Source organism: Planctomycetaceae bacterium (genome assembly GCA_041398785.1).
Classification (GTDB): domain Bacteria; phylum Planctomycetota; class Planctomycetia; order Planctomycetales; family Planctomycetaceae; genus JAWKUA01.
In genome coordinates this window covers 133,879-151,413 of record JAWKUA010000012.1, presented here as the reverse complement: position 1 = coordinate 151,413, position 17,535 = coordinate 133,879, and the positions used below count along the sequence as shown (strand labels likewise).

At 60.9% G+C, this 17,535-nt stretch carries 10 protein-coding genes; 7 read left to right on the top strand and 3 right to left on the bottom strand.

Features of this window, described 5'->3' with window-relative positions; translation table 11 throughout:
* Positions 1-4 precede the first annotated feature (4 nt).
* Entirely contained in the window at positions 5-4,987 is a 4,983-nt protein-coding gene (locus R3C19_15420) for a HEAT repeat domain-containing protein (GenBank protein MEZ6061737.1), read from the top strand.
* A 222-nt stretch (positions 4,988-5,209) separates the two neighbouring features.
* On the opposite strand, the gene R3C19_15415 is transcribed toward R3C19_15420, so the two are convergent.
* Genes R3C19_15415 through R3C19_15405 form a run of 3 tightly spaced genes read right to left on the bottom strand, consistent with a single transcriptional unit; the run spans position 5,210 to position 10,421 of the window.
* The gene (locus R3C19_15415) at positions 5,210-6,220 is read right to left on the bottom strand and encodes a hypothetical protein (protein ID MEZ6061736.1); all 1,011 of its coding nucleotides are present in this window, start codon (positions 6,218-6,220) and stop codon (positions 5,210-5,212) included.
* A gap of 37 nt (positions 6,221-6,257) precedes the next feature.
* Positions 6,258-7,541, bottom strand: a complete 1,284-nt coding sequence (locus tag R3C19_15410) for a DUF1501 domain-containing protein (GenBank protein ID MEZ6061735.1) — start codon at positions 7,539-7,541, stop codon at positions 6,258-6,260.
* A gap of 21 nt (positions 7,542-7,562) precedes the next feature.
* Positions 7,563-10,421 carry a DUF1549 domain-containing protein gene (locus tag R3C19_15405; protein ID MEZ6061734.1) on the bottom strand — a complete coding sequence of 953 codons (2,859 nt, stop codon included), beginning with the start codon at positions 10,419-10,421 and terminating at the stop codon, positions 7,563-7,565.
* Positions 10,422-10,630: 209 nt separating this feature from the next.
* Between R3C19_15405 and R3C19_15400 the strand changes: the two genes are divergently transcribed.
* From R3C19_15400 to R3C19_15375, 6 genes are all read left to right on the top strand, one after another.
* Positions 10,631-13,144 (top strand): DUF1549 domain-containing protein, encoded by a 2,514-nt coding sequence (locus tag R3C19_15400; GenBank protein MEZ6061733.1) that lies wholly within the window; start codon positions 10,631-10,633, stop codon positions 13,142-13,144.
* A 320-nt stretch (positions 13,145-13,464) separates the two neighbouring features.
* Positions 13,465-14,874, top strand: coding sequence for a DUF1501 domain-containing protein (locus R3C19_15395; GenBank protein MEZ6061732.1), 1,410 nt, complete (start codon positions 13,465-13,467; stop codon positions 14,872-14,874).
* A gap of 34 nt (positions 14,875-14,908) precedes the next feature.
* Complete coding sequence (locus R3C19_15390) at positions 14,909-15,124, top strand: hypothetical protein (protein MEZ6061731.1); 216 nt, start codon at positions 14,909-14,911, stop codon at positions 15,122-15,124.
* Between the two features lie 2 nt (positions 15,125-15,126).
* On the top strand, positions 15,127-15,561 hold the full coding sequence (locus tag R3C19_15385) for a type II toxin-antitoxin system VapC family toxin (GenBank protein ID MEZ6061730.1): 435 nt from the start codon (positions 15,127-15,129) through the stop codon (positions 15,559-15,561).
* A gap of 36 nt (positions 15,562-15,597) precedes the next feature.
* Complete coding sequence (locus tag R3C19_15380; GenBank protein ID MEZ6061729.1) at positions 15,598-16,947, top strand: right-handed parallel beta-helix repeat-containing protein; 1,350 nt, start codon at positions 15,598-15,600, stop codon at positions 16,945-16,947.
* Between the two features lie 34 nt (positions 16,948-16,981).
* Positions 16,982-17,461 carry a hypothetical protein gene (locus R3C19_15375; protein ID MEZ6061728.1) on the top strand — a complete coding sequence of 160 codons (480 nt, stop codon included), beginning with the start codon at positions 16,982-16,984 and terminating at the stop codon, positions 17,459-17,461.
* Positions 17,462-17,535 lie beyond the last annotated feature (74 nt).

The following is a 17,535-nucleotide window of genomic DNA, read 5'->3' as shown; positions in this document are numbered from 1 at the left end:
CAACATGAGAAACCGTCTCGCTCACCTCTGCCTTGTGTTCACACTCACGGCTGCCCTGCCCTGCTTCGGTCAACAGCCGAATCCCAACCCGCCGCCGTTCCGAGCCGGCACGGCCACGATCGATATTACGCCTGTCGATCTGCCTGCCATCATCGCCGGGATGTTTCTCGAATCCCAAACGAGCAACATCAGCGATCCGCTGTTCGTTCGCAGCTTTGCCTTCGATGACGGCACAACAAGAATCGCCATCGCCGTTGTTGATACCTGCATGATGCCGCAGTCGCTCATTGACGACGCCAAACAGCAGGCCAGTGAACGAACCGGAATTCCCACCGATCGCATGCTCGTCTGCGCCACGCACACGCATTCCGCTCCGGCGGCGATGGGGTGTCTGGGGACGCGGCAGGACGAAGACTATGCCGCTCGACTGCCCGCTCAGATTGCCGATGCCATCGCGGACGCCGTCGACAACCTGCAGCCCGCGCGCATCGGATGGGCGTCGATCCACGACTGGGAACACACGCACAATCGGCGCTGGATTCGTCGGCCGGAGAAACTGATCGTCGATCCGTTCGGGAATGCGACCGGTCGAGCCCACATGCATCCGGGGTATCTCAGCGCGGATATCATTGGACCGTCCGGACCCGTTGATCCCGCGCTGTCCGTGATTTCCGTGCAGACAACCGACGGAACGCCGCTGGCCGTTCTGGCAAATTATTCGCAGCACTACTTCCGGTCCACGCCCGTTTCCGCCGACTACTTCGGTCAGTTCTGCCGGAACATCGCGAATCGGCTCGGACAACCCGGCGACGGCAACGGACCCTTCGTCTGCGCGATGTCTCAGGGAACCAGCGGCGATCTGATGTGGATGGATTACGGTGCCGCGCAGAAAGACATTACCAGCGAGGAGTACAGTTCCGCCGTTGCCGACTACGCCAAGCGCGCGATCGACACGATCGAGTATCGCGATTCCGTCACACTGGCGATGGTCGAAAAACGACTGGCGCTGAACTATCGCGTTCCCGACGCCGATCGACTTGCATGGGCGAAGCCAATCGCGGCACAGATTGAAAACGATCTGCCGAAGAGCCTTCCTGAAGTCTACGCCAACGAAGCGCAGATCCTGCATGAACGCCAGCGCACCGAAGTCGTTCTGCAGGCGTTGCGCATCGGCGACCTCACGATCGCCACGCTGCCCAACGAAGTCTACGCGCTCACGGGACTCAAGCTGAAAGGCCGATCGCCGGCGGCGATGCACTTCAACATCGAACTGGCCAACGGAGCGGAAGGCTACATCCCGCCTCCCGAGCAGCATCAACTCGGAGGCTACACCACCTGGCCGGCTCGCACGGCGGGGCTGGAAGTTCAGGCCGAACCGAAGATCGTGGAAGCGCTCACCGCAGCACTCGAAGAAGTCACTGGCAAAACGCGCCGCACAATGACCGACGAACACGGCCCGTACGCGGAAGCGATTCTGTCCGCCGAACCTCGCGGTTACTGGCGACTCAACGACGAAGACGGAAACACGGCACGCAGCGCCGTCGATGGCGCGCCCGCCGCGAAGCTGAGTCCCGGTTTCGCGTGGTATCTTCCCGGAGTCGCCACGGGCACGGGAGCCGGCACCGGCGAAGAATTGACACCATCCGCATTCTCCGGCCCGAATCAGCTCAACCGATCGATCCATCTGGCCGGCGGCGATCTGCGCGCGTCGCTCGACACTCTCGGCGATACCTATTCCGTTGCATTCTGGTTTTGGCTGGGAGAAAAATCGGGAGCCAGTGAACGTTCGGGTACGTTACTGACCGGCCCGGGAGGCGAATCGCTCGCGTGTCGCCAGAGCGCCGATCATCGCGTGACGTTGATGCTCGACGAAGCAACATCAAGCGCCGAACTGCCCGCCGACGACTGGCACTTCGCGGTGCTCATTCGCGACGGCGCGGAAGTGCGAGTTCACATCGACGGAGCGGACACTCCGGAACTCAGGACCACAACGGCGTCTTCCAACAGCAGTGAATTCGTCTTCGGCAAAGGGCTGCAGGGCAAACTCGACGAAATCGCGGTATTCGATCGACCGATCTCGCCGACGGAAATCGCAGCATTCTGGCAGGCGTCGCGCGTTGCGGAGTCTCGCGAGCCGCAACCCACCGAACCTTCCGCATCGCTCGACACCATCCACGTGCCGGACGGCTTTCGTGTGGAACTTGTCGCCTCCGAACCGCAGGTGCTCGATCCCGTGGCTTTCGACTGGGACGCCGACGGGCGTTTGTGGGTTGTTGAAATGGCCGATTATCCGCTCGGCATGGACGGCCAGGGACAACCCGGAGGCCGCGTGCGAGTGCTCGAAGATCGCGACAATGACGGTCGCTATGAAACGAGCCGGCTCTTCGCCGACGGACTCAACTTCCCCAACGGCATTCTGACCTGGCGCGATGGAATCCTCATTTCCGCCGCGCCGGAGATTTTGTTTCTCCGCGACACCGACGGCGACGGCACCGCCGACGATCACGAAGTGCTGCTGCGAGGTTTCAACGAAGGCAACCAGCAACTGCGAGTCAACGGCCTGCGCTGGGGAATCGACGGCTGGGTTTACTGCGCCAACGGAGGACATCACGCGAATTACGGCAAAGACACACACATCGAATCGACTCGCACGGGATCACGACTGCCGCTGGGCAGCCGCGACTTTCGCTTTCAGCCGGACACGGGAGCCATCGAACCGGAATCCGGGCCGACGCAGTTTGGCCGCAATCGCGATCCGTGGGGACACTGGTTTGGCACACAGAACGCTGCTCCGCTGTGGCACTACGTTCTGCCGGATCGCTACTCAACGCGAAACCCGCATGTGCCGACTCCCATTCCGCTGATGCACGTGGTCGGTCCCGGCAGTCCGCCCGTGTTCCCCGCGAGTTCGCTCGAAAAACGCTACCACTCGTTCGAACAGTCCGGCCGCTTTACGTCGGCTTGCGGAGGCATGATCTACAACGACGATCGCCTGTTCGGCAGCGGCGATTCTCTGCACGCGTTCACGTGTGAACCGTTCCACAACCTGGTGCAGCACAACGTGCTCAACGACGACGGCATCAGCTATGTCGCTCATCGAGCACCCGGCGAAGAAGAACACGATTTCTTCGCGAGCGAAGATCGCTGGTGCCGTCCGGTGATGGTTCGCACGGGACCGGACGGAGCGTTGTGGGTCGCCGACATGTACCGCTACATGATCGAACATCCCGAATGGCTGCCCGAAAACGGCAAGGCGGAACTGTTGCCTCATTATCGGCTCGGTGAAGATCGAGGCCGCATTTACCGAGTTGTTCCTGACGCTGCGGCGCGACGCGAAGTCGCGCGTCTGTCATCGCTGGACACGAAGGAACTCGTGGCGGCGTTCGATTCACCCAACGACTGGCAGCGTGACAAGGCACAACAGTTGTTGCTGTGGAAGGGCGATTCTGCGGCAGTTCCACTGCTGGAAGAACTCGTGCGCTCGAACGATCGTCCACAGACGCGTGTTCAGGCACTGTGGACGCTGCACGTACTGGAAGAACTTTCGCCGGAGTCACTCGTTGTCGCGCTGGAAGACGCTCATCCGCGCGTCCGCGAAAACGCCGTACGCATCGCCGAAGATTTTCCGAATGACACGCAGGTTCTGGCTGCTGCAACAAAACTCGTGGACGATCCCGAAGCGAAAGTCCGGCTGCAACTGGCGCTGAGTCTCGGATCATGGCCGGCAAACGACGCAGCCAGCGACGCTCTCGCGCGACTCGCCGTGAACAACGCCGATGAACCGTTCTTCGTCGCGGCCGTGATGAGTTCCGCTCTGCCACACGCGGAAGCTCTGTCATCCGCGATTCTAAAGGCCGATCGTCGCATGCGAGACGCCTATCGCGAACCGCTGCTGCGGATGGCGCTGGGCGCCGAAGATACCGGTACGGCGGTCGCGATGTTCCATGCAGCGCATTCGCTTCCCGTCGCCGACGCGATTCGCGAAACAATGAGCCTGCTGAATACGATGAGGCAAACGAATCTGCCGCTGTCGTTTGAAGCAGACCGTGATGATTCACTGATGGAGGACTTTGCCGCGGAGCAGAAGACGCTTCTGCACAAGGCGCAGGTTCTGGCCGTCGATGAGAACCAATCGGCTGAAGATCGAATCGCCGCCGCGTCGCTGCTGGGCATCATCGGATCGCATCACGAAGAAGGACTGGAGCATCTCGCGGACTGGCTGCGTCCGCAGATCGCTCCGGAACACCAGGCGCTGGCACTGACCGCACTGGGCGAATGCAGGGGCGACGGAATCACACAATTGCTGGCCGCCGCGTTCCCGGAATTCAGTCCGGTTCTGCGAGATCAGGCGCTCGATCTGTGGCTGTCGCACAGTGAATGGACGGAAGATCTGCTGCAGCGCATCGAAGCCAGCGAAATCCCGGCAAGCAGTCTCGACCCCGCTCGCCGAGCGCTGCTGCTTAAGCATCCGTCACCGACGATCGCTCAGAAAGCCGCCGCGATATTGAACACCGTCGGCAGTCCGACGCGAGCCAAAGTGCTGGACGAGTATCGATCCGTGCTGACACTGCCAGCCGATGCGGCGCGCGGCAGGGCCGTCTTCACACGAGCCTGCGCGACGTGCCACCGTCGAGGCGACGAAGGCCACGACGTCGGCCCGAACCTCGCTACCGTGATCGCTCATCCGCCCGAAAAGCTGCTCATCAGCATTCTCGACCCGAATGCGGAAATCCTTCCCGGTTTTCAGCGCTACACCTGCGTGCTGGATTCCGGACTCGTCCTGTCCGGTCTGCTGGCCGCGGAAACATCCAACAGCGTGACGCTGAAACTGGCGGATGGAAAACAACACACGCTGGCGCGATCGGAAATCGAACTCCTGCGAAATTCCGGCACGTCGCTGATGCCGGAAGAACTGGAAAAGGTCCTTCAGCCTCAGGAACTGGCCGACCTGATCGCCTGGCTGCGAACGCCGCTGGATAGCAAATGACCGGGCAGCCCGGAGCGACATGCCGTGAACGGGCAGCTCACGATGGCCGCAATCGCAGGATCACTCCTCACGTCGTACGGGCAGGAGATTGAATCCGCCCTGATTGTGGCGGCCCTCTGCAATGGACCACCGGAGACGAAGCGGTGCAAATCCGAAGTTGGATTGCCCGTCGCCGTCCCGCAACCTGCTTACGCGTACCCCGCGCTCGACATCCAGAAGGCGCTACGCAATCTTCGCAGCCAGGCGTGTGATTCTGACGTGGCGGTCGTAGTGGGCGGTGGCGACCTGCAGGCCGTCGGGATGCACGTCCATGTCGCGGGCGAGATTCGGAAGCTGAAAACGGAAGTGGTCCTTTTCGGCATCAGGTTTCCAGAACAGCAGGAATCCGCCGTTGCCGCCGCCGCTGAGGCCCATCAATGAACCGTCCGCCATCCATTTCAATCGCCAGATCACTCCCTGAGCGATGCCTTCCGCGATCTGCTGTTTTTCCAGAGCCGCGGTTTCCCAGTTGAACAATGCGACGATCGGTTCGTGGATCGCTCCCAGCGGGTTCGATGCCTTGTGCAGACCGCCGGCGGCCAGCCATTTGCCGTCGGGGCTGACAGCGATGGCTCGAATGCCGCCGAAGTCGACTCGCTGGCCGCCGTTGTACGAATGCAGCACCTTCGCATCGAACGCACGCACTTCGCTGCCGGAGGCGATATCCCATTGTCTCAGGCTGCCGATCAGGTCGCCGCTGAGCAGGAATTCGCCGCCGGGATGAAACGCCACGGAATACACATGACGTTCGTGGCCGATGAAGTCGCGCACCGGAGTGCCGTCGGCGACGTTCCACAGCCGCACCTTGTTGTCGTTGCCTCCACTGGCCAGCAGTGTGCCGTCGGGGCTGATATCCAGTGAACGAATCCAGCCGTGGTGAGCTTCGACTGATCGAATCAGCGCCGGAGCATCACCGGTGGTTTCCCACCACGACAACCTGCCGTCGCATCCGCCGCTGACGACCTGAGTTCCGTCTTTCGTACACGCAAGCGCGCGTACCCAGGTTTCGTGGCCGCCGCTTAGCAGAGTCCTGGTTCCATCGCTGAGCAGAAACCGTTCGACCACGGCGTCTTCGGAACCGCAGAACACGAATTTGCCGCCCGGATCGAAGCGGCACGCGTTCAGCGGCCGATCGTGCTTCCACTGCGAAACCACGTGGGCCTGTGCGGGATCAAAGCCGGCCGGGATGTCCATGAAAGGTCCTTTTGGGGTCAGGTGCGACGGGCCGAAATTAGGTCAGCAGCTCGGTCACGGCGTATTCGGACGGATCGGCGATGGGCGTGGGCCGACCGTCGATGTCGAACGAACCGGTCGAATCGACTCCCGCCGACTGCAGGTACGTGTGAAACAACTGCCCGTGATTCACTTCGCCTTCTTCAACGGCCGTCCCGTTGGCGTTGGTCTTGCCGTAGACGGCCCCGCGAGGACTGCGGCATCCGGCCAGACAGACCGACCACGCCTTCGACCAGTGATCCCGGCCGTAGTACTGGTTGATATTCGGTGTGCGGCCGAATTCCGACAGCACAACAATCAGCGTGCTGTCCAGCATTCCGCGATCCGCCAGGTCCGCGACGAAACACGAAAACGACTGATCGAATTCGCCAAGCTGCTCGATGTGGAAATTGAAGTTCTCGTTATGCGTGTCGTAGTTGGAGTGCGAAAGCTGGACGAACGTGATGCCCTGTTCCAGCAGCCGGCGAGCCAGCAGGCAGTGCCGGCCGAAATCGTGCCGGCCGTAGCGGTCGTTGTCTTTTTCCGGTTCCTTCGTAACGTCGAACACGTCGCGCTGCTTCATCAACTGCTCGGCCTGTTCGTACGAATTCGTGAACGCTTCGGTAACGGCCGTGCGACGGCGGTTGAGAAATCGTTCGTTGATCCTTCGACGAAAGTCCTGCCGCGCGGTGTCGGACGATTCCGTCATGTTGTCCGGCCGGCTGCTGTTCTGCGGCGGGTTGCCGTTGCCCAGCGAAACACTGGAATACTTTGGTCCCAGATACGCCGCGTCATTGCCTCGACCGCCGCTGCCGCCGGGGGTAATCAGGATATGTCCGGGAAGCGAACTGTCGGTCGGAGTCAGCGCCTTCGCCGCGACGGCGCCGATCTGCGGATAGTCGGCAGCCGGCGTCTGACGGCGGCCGGTCAGCATCATGTAGGTTCCCTTGCCGTGATCGTCCTCGCTGGTGTTAACGCCGCGCACCAGGCACAGGTGCTGCATCTGCATCGCGGTTTGAGGCAACAGCTCGCAGATCTGAATTCCTGGGACCGAAGTCTGGATGGCTCGAAACGGCCCGCCCGTGTCGGTGCCGGGTTTCGGATCCCAGCTTTCCAACTGGCTGAGTCCGCCGTGCATGTTGAACACGACGATGCGTTTCTGGTCCGAACGCAGCTGCTCAGCAATGGCCGGGTTGGAAAATACGCCCAGCCCGCCGGCGATGGCTCCGGCGGCACAGGTTCCCAGAAACTGCCGTCGAGCAATGTGATGATCTGAAGACCGGCAAGCGTAGTTGACCCGCATGGGATGTTTCCTGGTCGATAGTTAATGGTTGAAACGGAATTCCGCGGAATTCAGCAGAGCCCAGACAAGTTCCTGTGAGGCAACGGGCCGGTCACTTTCGCGAGCGGCGAGATAATTGACAACGTCGGCGGTTTCTTCTTCGGTCGGCAGTCGCGTCAGGACGCTGAGGTACAGAGCTTCGGCGGCAAGCTTGGGATCATTCTGCTGAATGACTCGATTCGTGGCCGTGTTGCCGGGGCTGACCCAGCTGTTGATGGAACCTCCGTTGGCGGCGAACAAAGCCTGATCGGCGGTCGCGAAGAAATCTGTCTGCGGCTGTCCCGCGGCGGCTCCGTAGTACGTGACGAACGTGCCGACGTTGCCCTTCAGCTTGTCGAACGTGCGCTGTTCCAGTTCGATGTCACGAGCGGCAATCGCAGCGGGATCCTGCTTCTGCTCGTCGGTCAGAGGACTCGACTTATCGAGTTCGGCGACTTCGGCGGCCCAGTACGCGTCGTAGACTCCTGTGACTTTGAAGATTGTCCAGCACATCTGTTCCGGCGTCAGCGGCTTCAGCGACGAGACCGTAAAGTCTTTCGTCCAGCGGTCCGTGAGCGAAGCCAGTGACGTTTCGAATTCCGCGGTCCGGGCTTCAACTTCGGCCCGGGCGGCGACAAGACTTTCGGCAGCGCTATCGACGGCCTGTTGCCGAACATCGCGTTCTGCGCGGACGGCGCTGAGTTCCTGCTGAACGGCGGCGACGGCATCGGCGACCGCCTGTTGTTCGGCCAGCGCCGCGGCGACGTTCTTTTGTGTTTCAGCGGTCAGCGATTCCGCAACGGCCTTTCGTTCCTGAAGTTTCGCGGCAACTTCGGTCAGGACGGCGTCGTCCGGTATCTTCTGCCTTGCGGCGTCGGCGGACGTAAAGGCGGCAGCGATGGAACTCGCTTCGGCCACGCGTTTGTTATGTTCCCCCTGAGCAGCAGTGACAACGGCCTGTGCCGCGGCGACCGGTTCCGCGGCGGCACTGGCATTCGCTTCAGCCTTTGACACGACGGCGGCATATTCGGAAAGCTGTTGCTGCGCCGCGGCGACGTCGCCTTCACGATCGGCCACCATCTGACGGGCAGCGACGATCGCCTGCTGCGTGACCGGAAGCTGAGCAATCAGGTTTGCGGTTTCCAGCCGCTGTTGCAGTGACCTGACGGCTCCCGCGTGGACCGCAGCGCGCCGGCGAGCCACCAGCATCTTTTGTTCGGCGTCCAGCACGGCGGCGTTCAGCGGAGCCAGCCTGGCCACAGCGGCGTCCAGCGGTGGCTTCGCGTTCGTCAGCGCTTCCGTCGGAGCAGCCAGCGCGGCGGTGAGTTCTTCGACGGACTTCGTCAGACCGGGAATCTCAGCCTTCGCCTGCTGCAGCTTCGCGGTCAGCTTTTTTGTGGCGTCGGTGATTTCTGCATCACCCGGAATTGCCTGCGCCGCCTGTTCCAGCGCGGTGACGGCCTGCTGCAGCGCAGTCGCGGCGGACTCCTTCGCCGTCAATCCGGCCTTCGCGGCAACAAGCGCGGTCGTTGCTTCGTCCAGCTTCTTCCTGGCTTCCGCATACTGATTGCGAGCCGTGTCGACTTCCGTCGCAACAGGCAGAGCCACGGCTTCCGCGGCGTACCAGGCCTCCGTCAACGCGGCGTATTCACTCGCGGACTGCTTCGCCTGTTCTTCCGCGGACGGAAGGTTCTGCGAAAGCGCAGCGGCAAGCTCGGCAGCCTCAGCCGCGACAGTCAGAGGATCAGCCGGAGCGTCGAACCCTCGCTGATAGGCTTTCGTCATCGCAAGCTGCTTCAAAAACGCCCTGATGTCGAAGTTCATGGTAACGAATTGTTCCGCCAGCAGCCGCAGCAGCTCAGGATCCGTCGCGGGATTGTCAGCGTGGTGCAGGTCGAGCGGATGCACGAGGCCTCGCCCGAACATGTGCGCCCAAAGCCGGTTGGCGATGTTTTCGTTGAATGCGATGTTGGAACCATCCGTCGCGGTTTCTGCCAGCTTCAACCGCCGACTAAACTGAGGAACGGATTTCACGTTGTCCGCCGGAGCGGTCTTGTATTCCTCGCCGGGCAGAAGGAACGGTTCCTGAACCGAGACGCCATCGGGCAGACGGGCTCCCGTGCGATGCGGAATCCCCATCAGCACGGATTTGAACGACGCGTCGCTGCCGGCCTTTTCCGCCAGCACGGTTTTTTCCTTGTCACCTTCTTTCAGCGTCTGCAGAGAACTTGCGGCAACGAATGCCAGCAGCCCGTGGTAGTCGGCCTGCAGGTAATCGTCGACCAGCGGATGGTCGTGACACTGAGCACACTGCAGGTCTCGCCCGAAGAAAACGCGTCCGATATCGCGGGTCAGCAGATGCGATTCAGCCGCACGGTCGAGCATGAACCTGGCGGCCGGCCGAGTCGCCGGATCTTCGCCGTCGGCAGACAGCAGTTCTCTGGCCAATACGTTCCACGGCTTGTTGTCCCGAACGGACTTCACCAGCCACGCCTGCCATTCATCGGCGGAAACGTGAGTGTTGGCTCGCCGTTCCATCAGCATCAGGTCCAGCACCGAAGCCATGTGCCGGGGATAATGGACGGACTCCAGCAGCCGGTCGATCAGCCGTTCACGCTTGTCCGGCGCGGTGTCATCGATGAATGCGCGTGCTTCGTCCGGACCGGGCGGCATCCCGATCAGATCCAGCGATACGCGACGCAGGAATTCCGCGTCTGAACACTGTGGAGCGTCGATGCCGGAAACGGGAGCCAGCCGCTGATCGACAAGTAAGTGCAGCGGCGGATCGTCGGCGAACGAGATCGCGTGGCCCGCGATAACGACCAACACAAACCGCCACAGAAGCGAGGCTGTGGAACTCATAACATCATCCGTCCGGGGTGGGATTCGGCATGGCAGGGGCGGTCAGGACGACCGCAGGCCGAGTGCGTTGATGCAGCCATAATTAGCGCTGAAATTGCGGTCGGATTCAACGGTAGTCATAACGAATTCAGCAGCCTTGAGATTTCTTTGTGCAGAATTCCAGATTAACCTGCACGATGTCCGTCCGGTCCTGTAGATGGAAGGCACAAATGAACGTGCGACTTGTTTGCGGTTTCCGTCGGCTGAAAGTAATTGCCGCGATTCTGGTAGCCACCGCTGCCCCCCCGGCACTGGACGAGACCCGCTGCGACGATGTTGCAACAGCCGAAGCGGCCGCGCGCGACGCTGCCTTCACGCGCGATGTGCTGCCGATCCTGAAGGAACACTGCTTCGAATGTCACAGTCACGACGCGAAGAAAGCTCAGGGCGGGCTGGTGCTGGATTCGCGCGGCGGCTGGGAAACCGGCGGTGATTCCGGCTCGGCGATCGTCCCCGGAAAACCGGATGACAGCCTGCTGATCAGTGCCGTGCGGTACGAAGGCCTCGAAATGCCGCCATCCGGACGGCTGTCCGACGAACTCATCCGGCGGCTCGAACGCTGGGTCGCCGACGGGGCGCACGACCCGCGAGTCGCGCCGAACTCGATTGCATCCGGCGGAATCGACATCGAAGCCGGCCGCCAGCACTGGGCGTTTCAACCCGTCAGCGCAGTTCCTGCTCCGGCGACGGCTGATCCGCACTGGCCGTCGAACGACATTGACCGCTTTGTTCTCGCGCGACTTGACGCCGCCGGCCTGAAACCCGTTGATGACGCGGACCGCTACACCTGGCTGCGGCGCGTCAGCTTCGATCTTACGGGACTACCTCCGACGGTCCAGGAAATCCACAACTTCATCGCTGACGAATCGCCCGATGCGAAAGCCGCCGTTGTTGATCGACTACTGAATTCCCCGGCATTCGGCGAACGATGGGGGCGGCACTGGCTGGATCTGGTCGGGTACGCGGATCAGATCGGCACATCCAACAACGTCTTCGCTCAACACGCGTGGAAGTACCGCGACTACGTCATCGATTCCTTCAATGATGACAAACCGTTCGACCAGTTTCTGCGGGAACAGGTGGCCGGCGATCTGCTGGACTACGACACCGTCGAAGCGCGCGCGGCCGGAATCACAGCCACGGGTTTCCTGGTGCTCGGCGATATCGAAATCGTCGAATCCGACAAAGCCAAGCTGCTGGTCGACATCGTCGATCAGCAGTTGACCAAGGTCAGCAAGGCGATGCTGGGCATGACGATCGACTGTGCTCGCTGCCACGATCACAAGTTCGATCCGATCGCGCAGACGGATTACTACGCGATGGCCGGGTTCTTCCACGGCACGTCGACGGTCTTTAAAACCGATCGCGGAGTGTGGAGCGATGTGAACATAATCGACCTGCCGGAGACCGAGCAGCAGAAATCCGAACGAAAGACGCAGGAAGCCGCTCACGCCGAGCAACTCGCGGAGTTGCGTCGGGAACGGCAGCAGCATGCAGATCGCATCGCCGAGCTGGACAGGCAGCTCAACGCAGCCTCACTGTCCGATGAGGAACGTGCTCCGCTGACAAAGGAACGAGCCGACGCGGCTGCCCGCGTCGGTCAACTGGATGCTCAGATCCAGCACGCTGAGTTCTTCGCTCCCACTGTTCCGAAAGTGCATGGTGTCCGCGACGTCGAGCATCCGGACGATATGCGCGTGACGATTCGCGGCAACCCGCGGGCACTCGGTGATGCGGTCCCGCGAGGGTTCCTGCAGGTCATTTCCGAAGAACGACCGGACATCGCCGACGGAACCAGCGGACGACGGGAGTTGGCCGAATGGATTACTCGCGCCGACAACCCGCTCACGGCGCGCGTCGCGGTCAATCGCATGTGGCAGAAGCTGTTCGGCGAAGGAATTGTCCGCACGGTGGACTACTTTGGCCGGCCGGGAGAGACACCGTCGCATCCGGAGCTGCTCGATCATCTGGCCGCGCAGTTCACCGAAAGCGGCTGGTCACAGAAGCAGCTCATTCGCGACATCACGCTCAGTCACACGTATTCGCTCGGCAGTGCGCACAACGATCAGGCGTATGTCGTTGATCCGGACAATCGGCTGTTGTGGCGGATGAATCGTTTTCGTCTCGACGCCGAAGCGATTCGCGATGCGATGCTGCTGGTCAGCGGCCGGCTGATTTCGTCCAGCGGCGGTTCCGCGATGCCGCTGGAGTTCGTGGAAAACGTCGGCGGCCTCAATCCGGCCGACGTCAATCCGCCGCATTTCCGCTTGAACAAATGGCGGCCCGATCAGGAATATCAGCGCACGGTTTATTTGCCGATTCTGAGATCGATCGCTCAGCCGGGACCGGGCGAACTGCGCAACGTGTTCGACTTCCCTCAGCCGTCACAGTTCAGCGGACGCAGATCAATCACGGCAGTGCCGACGCAGGCTCTGTTCCTGATGAACAGTGCCGAAGTAAAAGATCACGCCGCGGCAGTCAGCGAAACGATAAGGCAACAGACAGACGACCGAAGTGAGCGCCTGTCACTGCTCTGGCTGACGGTTCTGAATCGACCAATCACCGACGCAGAACAACACGACGCAGCCGCGTTTCTAAACACTTCCGCGGACCCGGCAGAGGACGCATGGACCGAACTGTGCCGAGCCATCCTCGTATCCAACGAATTTCTGATGAGACTATGAGCTGAGCCATGCCAAATCAGCACTGCGCCCGTTTCAAACATACAAACACAACACCAACCACCCCTCCCGCCGCAGGCGTTGGGAGGGGTCGAACAAGCGAAGCGATGTTCGGGGGAGGGCCATGGCACACGCTGGTCAACCTGCATCGCCAGAACGTCGATCGCACGGTCGACACCCCCTCCCGGACCTCGCTCCGCTCGTCCGACCTCCCCCTCGGCTTCGCCGGGGAGAGGTGCAATACAGCTCGCAGACTTGTCGTCAGGTCACTTTGAAAACCGAGTGCAGCGTTAGTCTGACTCTGCTCTGATAGGACCCACTCCATGAAATTCCAACAGACACGGCGACAGGTTCTTCACACCGCCGCGTGCGGCTTTGGAGGTCTCGCACTGAACGGCATGATGGCCGGAATTGCTCGAGCCGCGAATCCTCTGGCCGTTCATCCGCCGCATTCAGCAGGCCGGGCGAAACGCGTGATCTTTGTGTTTCTCGAAGGCGGCCCGTCGCAGGCGGATTTGTTCGCTCCGAAGGAAGCCATCACCAAACGCCACGGCACGGCCATCGAATCGCCGGTGGCAGGCGATGGTCAGATTCGTGTCGGAGTCGCTCAGTTTCTGCCAATGGCTCCCGTCGCGCCGATCCGCCCGCGCGGGCAGTCGGGAATGATGATGTCCGATCTGCTGCCCCACCTGTCGGGCGTTGCGGATGAACTGTGCCTGCTGCGAGCGATGGTGGCGGACAACAAGGCGCATGCTCCGGCATCACTGCAGTTCCACACCGGTCACATCGCCGAAGCGCGGCCGTCGATGGGAGCGTGGATCAGTTACGGTCTGGGAACAGAAAACGAAAGCCTTCCCAGCTTCATGACAATTCATCCTCCCGGAGATGTCCGAACCTATGGCTCGTCCTTTCTGCCGGCCATTCATCAGGGCACGCCGCTGCGCGTTCCGGGCAGCGAACGGGATCTTCCCATCACCAACCTGCGCGACACGAGTACCGACGAGGCGACTCAGCGGCGTCGCCTGGATTTCCTGCAGAGCATGAACAATCGCCTGCTGCAGCGCGTAGAAACGGATCGCCAGATGGAAGGCATCATCGAATCCTTCGAACTGGCGTTTCGGATGCAGGCAGAGACACCGGAACTGGTCGATTTCTCCGGCGAAACATCGACGACACACCAGATGTACGGCATCGGGGAAGGACCGACGGACCGCAACGGCAAGGCGTGTTTGATGGCTCGGCGGCTGAGCGAAGCCGGAGTTCGTTTCGTGCAGGTGACGATGGGCGGCTGGGACCACCACGGCAACATTCGCGGAGCGCTGCCCGGTTCGTGCGGTGGTTCGGACAAACCTATCGCCGGCCTGCTGCACGATCTGAAGCAGCGCGGCCTGCTGGATGAAACGCTGGTGCTGATTTCCGGCGAATTCGGGCGAACGTACTGGAGTCAGGACCTGTCGGGAACGTCGCCGATTGACGTTCATGGACGAGAACACCAGCAGGAAAGCTTCTGCACGCTGCTGGCCGGCGGCGGAGTCAAACCAGGTTTCGTGTACGGCGACACGGACGATCTTGGCTATCGTCCGGTTTCCGGTCGCGTCCACCTGCACGACCTGCACGCGACGATGCTGCACCTGCTGGGACTGAATCACGAACAGCTCACCCACCCCCACCACGGCCGCGATTTCCGTCTGACGGATGTGTATGGTCGGGTGGTGAAAGAGATTCTGGCGTGATTCACCGGAGATCTCAGAAAACAGGAGAACGGAAATGTCGGAACAAGCGATCGAAAAACGACTGGAGCAAGTCGAACGGGAAGTCGAACAGATCAAGTCACAACTGAATAGCGGTTCGGGAACGGGCTGGATCTCAAGAATGCGGGGTCAGTTCCGCGATGATCCGGTGTTCGATGAGATCGTCCGGCTTGGGAAGGAAATCCGCGACGCGGAACTGCCGCCAGACTCGGGCGACGAACACCAGGATTAACCATGTTCGTCTTTGATACCGATCATCTTTCGTTGCTGCAGCGTGACAACGGCCGATCGACTTCGCATCTTGTTTCACGGCTTGATGAGTGCGACGAAGCTGACTTCTGGGTTTCGATTGTTTCGTTTCATGAGCAGTTCCAGGGGTGGAATGCCTATCTGAACAAGGCAGACGATCGTGAGAATCTCGTGCTTGGTTACGCTCGATTTGAAAAACTCCTGAAGGCATTCTCCGGCTATCAGCTCCTGCCGTTTGACGAGGCGGCAGCAGAGATTTGCTCCGATTTTCGAAAGCAGAAGATTCGCGTCGGCACGATGGATCTGCGGATTGCTTCCATCGCAATCGCCAATGACATGACGCTGTTGACCCGCAACACCGTGGATTTCGAACGCGTACCAGGACTGTTGTTTGAGGACTGGACGCTGCCCGACGTTTAACGCTCCTGCATCTCGTCATTTTCAAGCCATTCGCTCATGAATACCCATCACTCCAGCCGCCGTCGTTTTCTCGCGAACTGCACCGCCCTTGTCGCAGCGTCCGCTGGCTCGCCCCGCTTGTTCGCCGATGGCCGGCCGCCGGTGACGAATCCTCGCGCGACGGATGGTGACAATCGGTTCGAACCGAACTGGGACGAACGGCTGACCATCACCGTCGGTGAAAAATCGGGCGATCTCGTCGGCAGCGATGACAAGGTTCTGCAGGCCGCCGTGGATTATGTCGCTCGGTTTGGCGGCGGCACGGTTCGGATTCTGCCGGGAACCTACACGTTGCGCAGCGCCGTCGTGCTGCCGTCGAAGATTCGGCTGATCGGCAGCGGAGCAGATTCCGTCCTCACGAAGATCGCGTCCGACACCGTTGAACTGGCCGACGATTCCGACTGGTACGATCAGGAAATCACTCTTCGCGACGCGAAGGATTTTCGAGTCGGTGACGGCATCGTGCTGCGAGCGACCAATCCGGACAACGGCGGAAGTACGGTGATCAAACGCATGCTGGTTGCGCAGTCGGGTCGTCGTTTCAAGCTGAACGATGGCCTGCGCGAGAACCTGTGGCTCACGGGAAAGCCCACCTGTTCGTCACTGTTTCCGCTGCTGACCAGCGAGTACACGTCGGATGTTGTCATTGAAAACATCACGCTCGACGGCAACCTCGCCAACAACGAGAACTTCAACGGCAACTACGGCGGCTGCATCTTCCTGCAGGACTGCAATCGCTACAGGATGCGGCACGTGACGGCTCGCAACTACAACGGCGACGGCATCAGTTTTCAGATCTGCCACGACGTCGTTGTGGAAGACTGCCACAGTCACGACAACGCGGATCTGGGAGTCCACCCCGGTTCCGGTTCGCAGCGTCCGCTGATTCGCAACAATCGCATGGAACGCAACAATCAGGGATTGTTCTGGTGCTGGGGAGTGAAATACGGCTTGGCCGAAGGCAACACGATGGACGGCAATCGTCTGTACGGCACATCAATCGGTCACAACGACACCGATAACGTGATGCGCAACAACGTGATTTCGAACAGCGGGCAGATCGGCATTCTGTTTCGCGACGACGCGCGCGGTCAGGACTTCTGGGCCAACCGCAATGTGATCGAGAACAACCGGATCCTGAACAGCGGCGGCGACGCCGGTGTAGCGATTGACGTGACAGGTCAGACGAAGGACATCACGATCACAGGCAACGAGATCCGCGACGACCGCGCTCCGATGCAGCGCACCGGCATCCGCATCAGCGCGAACGCGGGCAAGGTGACGCTGGCAGACAACCGGATCGAAGGCGTTGCGATGGCGATCGTTGATCGGAGAACGGTGGAATAGCCGATGCTTTGTCGAGGAAACGACGTTGAAGGACATGTCACGATCACTGAATCCGGTCGTAGCCGAGATGAACACCGAGAACCCGTACGCGGTGACAACCTGTCCGCCGGTCGCGCGGACGATCATGTTGCCGAAGAAAGCCAGGGTGTTGCTGAGCATTTGCCGAGTGCTGAGTATCGGAGCAGTCGTCACGGCCGTCGGCTACGTGGCTCCGGGTTTTCTGCGGTTGCTCTACATCTATGGCGATGCTCCACCTTCGCAGTTCGTCGTCATTCCGGTTTCGATCGTTCTGTTCACGGAGATCCTTGGTATCTGGCTGCGATCTGTGTCAGTCGAACGAGCTGCGACGGCGGCATCCATAACGCTGTCGACAGCGCTTCTCGTCGTTATTCTCGCTGACCCGCGGCCGTCTGACAGTAAGTTTGTCGGCCTTCTGAGCTTCGGCTGCGTTTGGTTGGTCAGCTCGGTCGTCCGTCGGTGGCTGATTCACGCCAGTCGAAACATGTCACATTAGTTTAGTGGATCAGTGTCGGGGACGCTCACGCGACGAAGCTGGTCACGTACGAAACTCGCCGGACTGCGAAGTTG

Excerpts from the sequence above, each read along its gene's own strand:
- R3C19_15400 (MEZ6061733.1), top strand. The coding sequence starts at position 10,631 with ATGAACGTGCGACTTGTTTGCGGTTTCCGTCGGCTGAAAGTAATTGCC.
- R3C19_15390 (MEZ6061731.1), top strand. The coding sequence starts at position 14,909 with ATGTCGGAACAAGCGATCGAAAAACGACTGGAGCAAGTCGAACGGGAA.
- R3C19_15380 (MEZ6061729.1), top strand. The coding sequence starts at position 15,598 with ATGAATACCCATCACTCCAGCCGCCGTCGTTTTCTCGCGAACTGCACC.
- R3C19_15410 (MEZ6061735.1), bottom strand. The coding sequence starts at position 7,541 with ATGCGGGTCAACTACGCTTGCCGGTCTTCAGATCATCACATTGCTCGA.
- R3C19_15385 (MEZ6061730.1), top strand. The coding sequence starts at position 15,127 with ATGTTCGTCTTTGATACCGATCATCTTTCGTTGCTGCAGCGTGACAAC.
- R3C19_15415 (MEZ6061736.1), bottom strand. The coding sequence starts at position 6,220 with ATGGACATCCCGGCCGGCTTTGATCCCGCACAGGCCCACGTGGTTTCG.
- R3C19_15395 (MEZ6061732.1), top strand. The coding sequence starts at position 13,465 with ATGAAATTCCAACAGACACGGCGACAGGTTCTTCACACCGCCGCGTGC.
- R3C19_15375 (MEZ6061728.1), top strand. The coding sequence starts at position 16,982 with ATGTCACGATCACTGAATCCGGTCGTAGCCGAGATGAACACCGAGAAC.
- R3C19_15420 (MEZ6061737.1), top strand. The coding sequence starts at position 5 with ATGAGAAACCGTCTCGCTCACCTCTGCCTTGTGTTCACACTCACGGCT.
- R3C19_15405 (MEZ6061734.1), bottom strand. The coding sequence starts at position 10,421 with ATGAGTTCCACAGCCTCGCTTCTGTGGCGGTTTGTGTTGGTCGTTATC.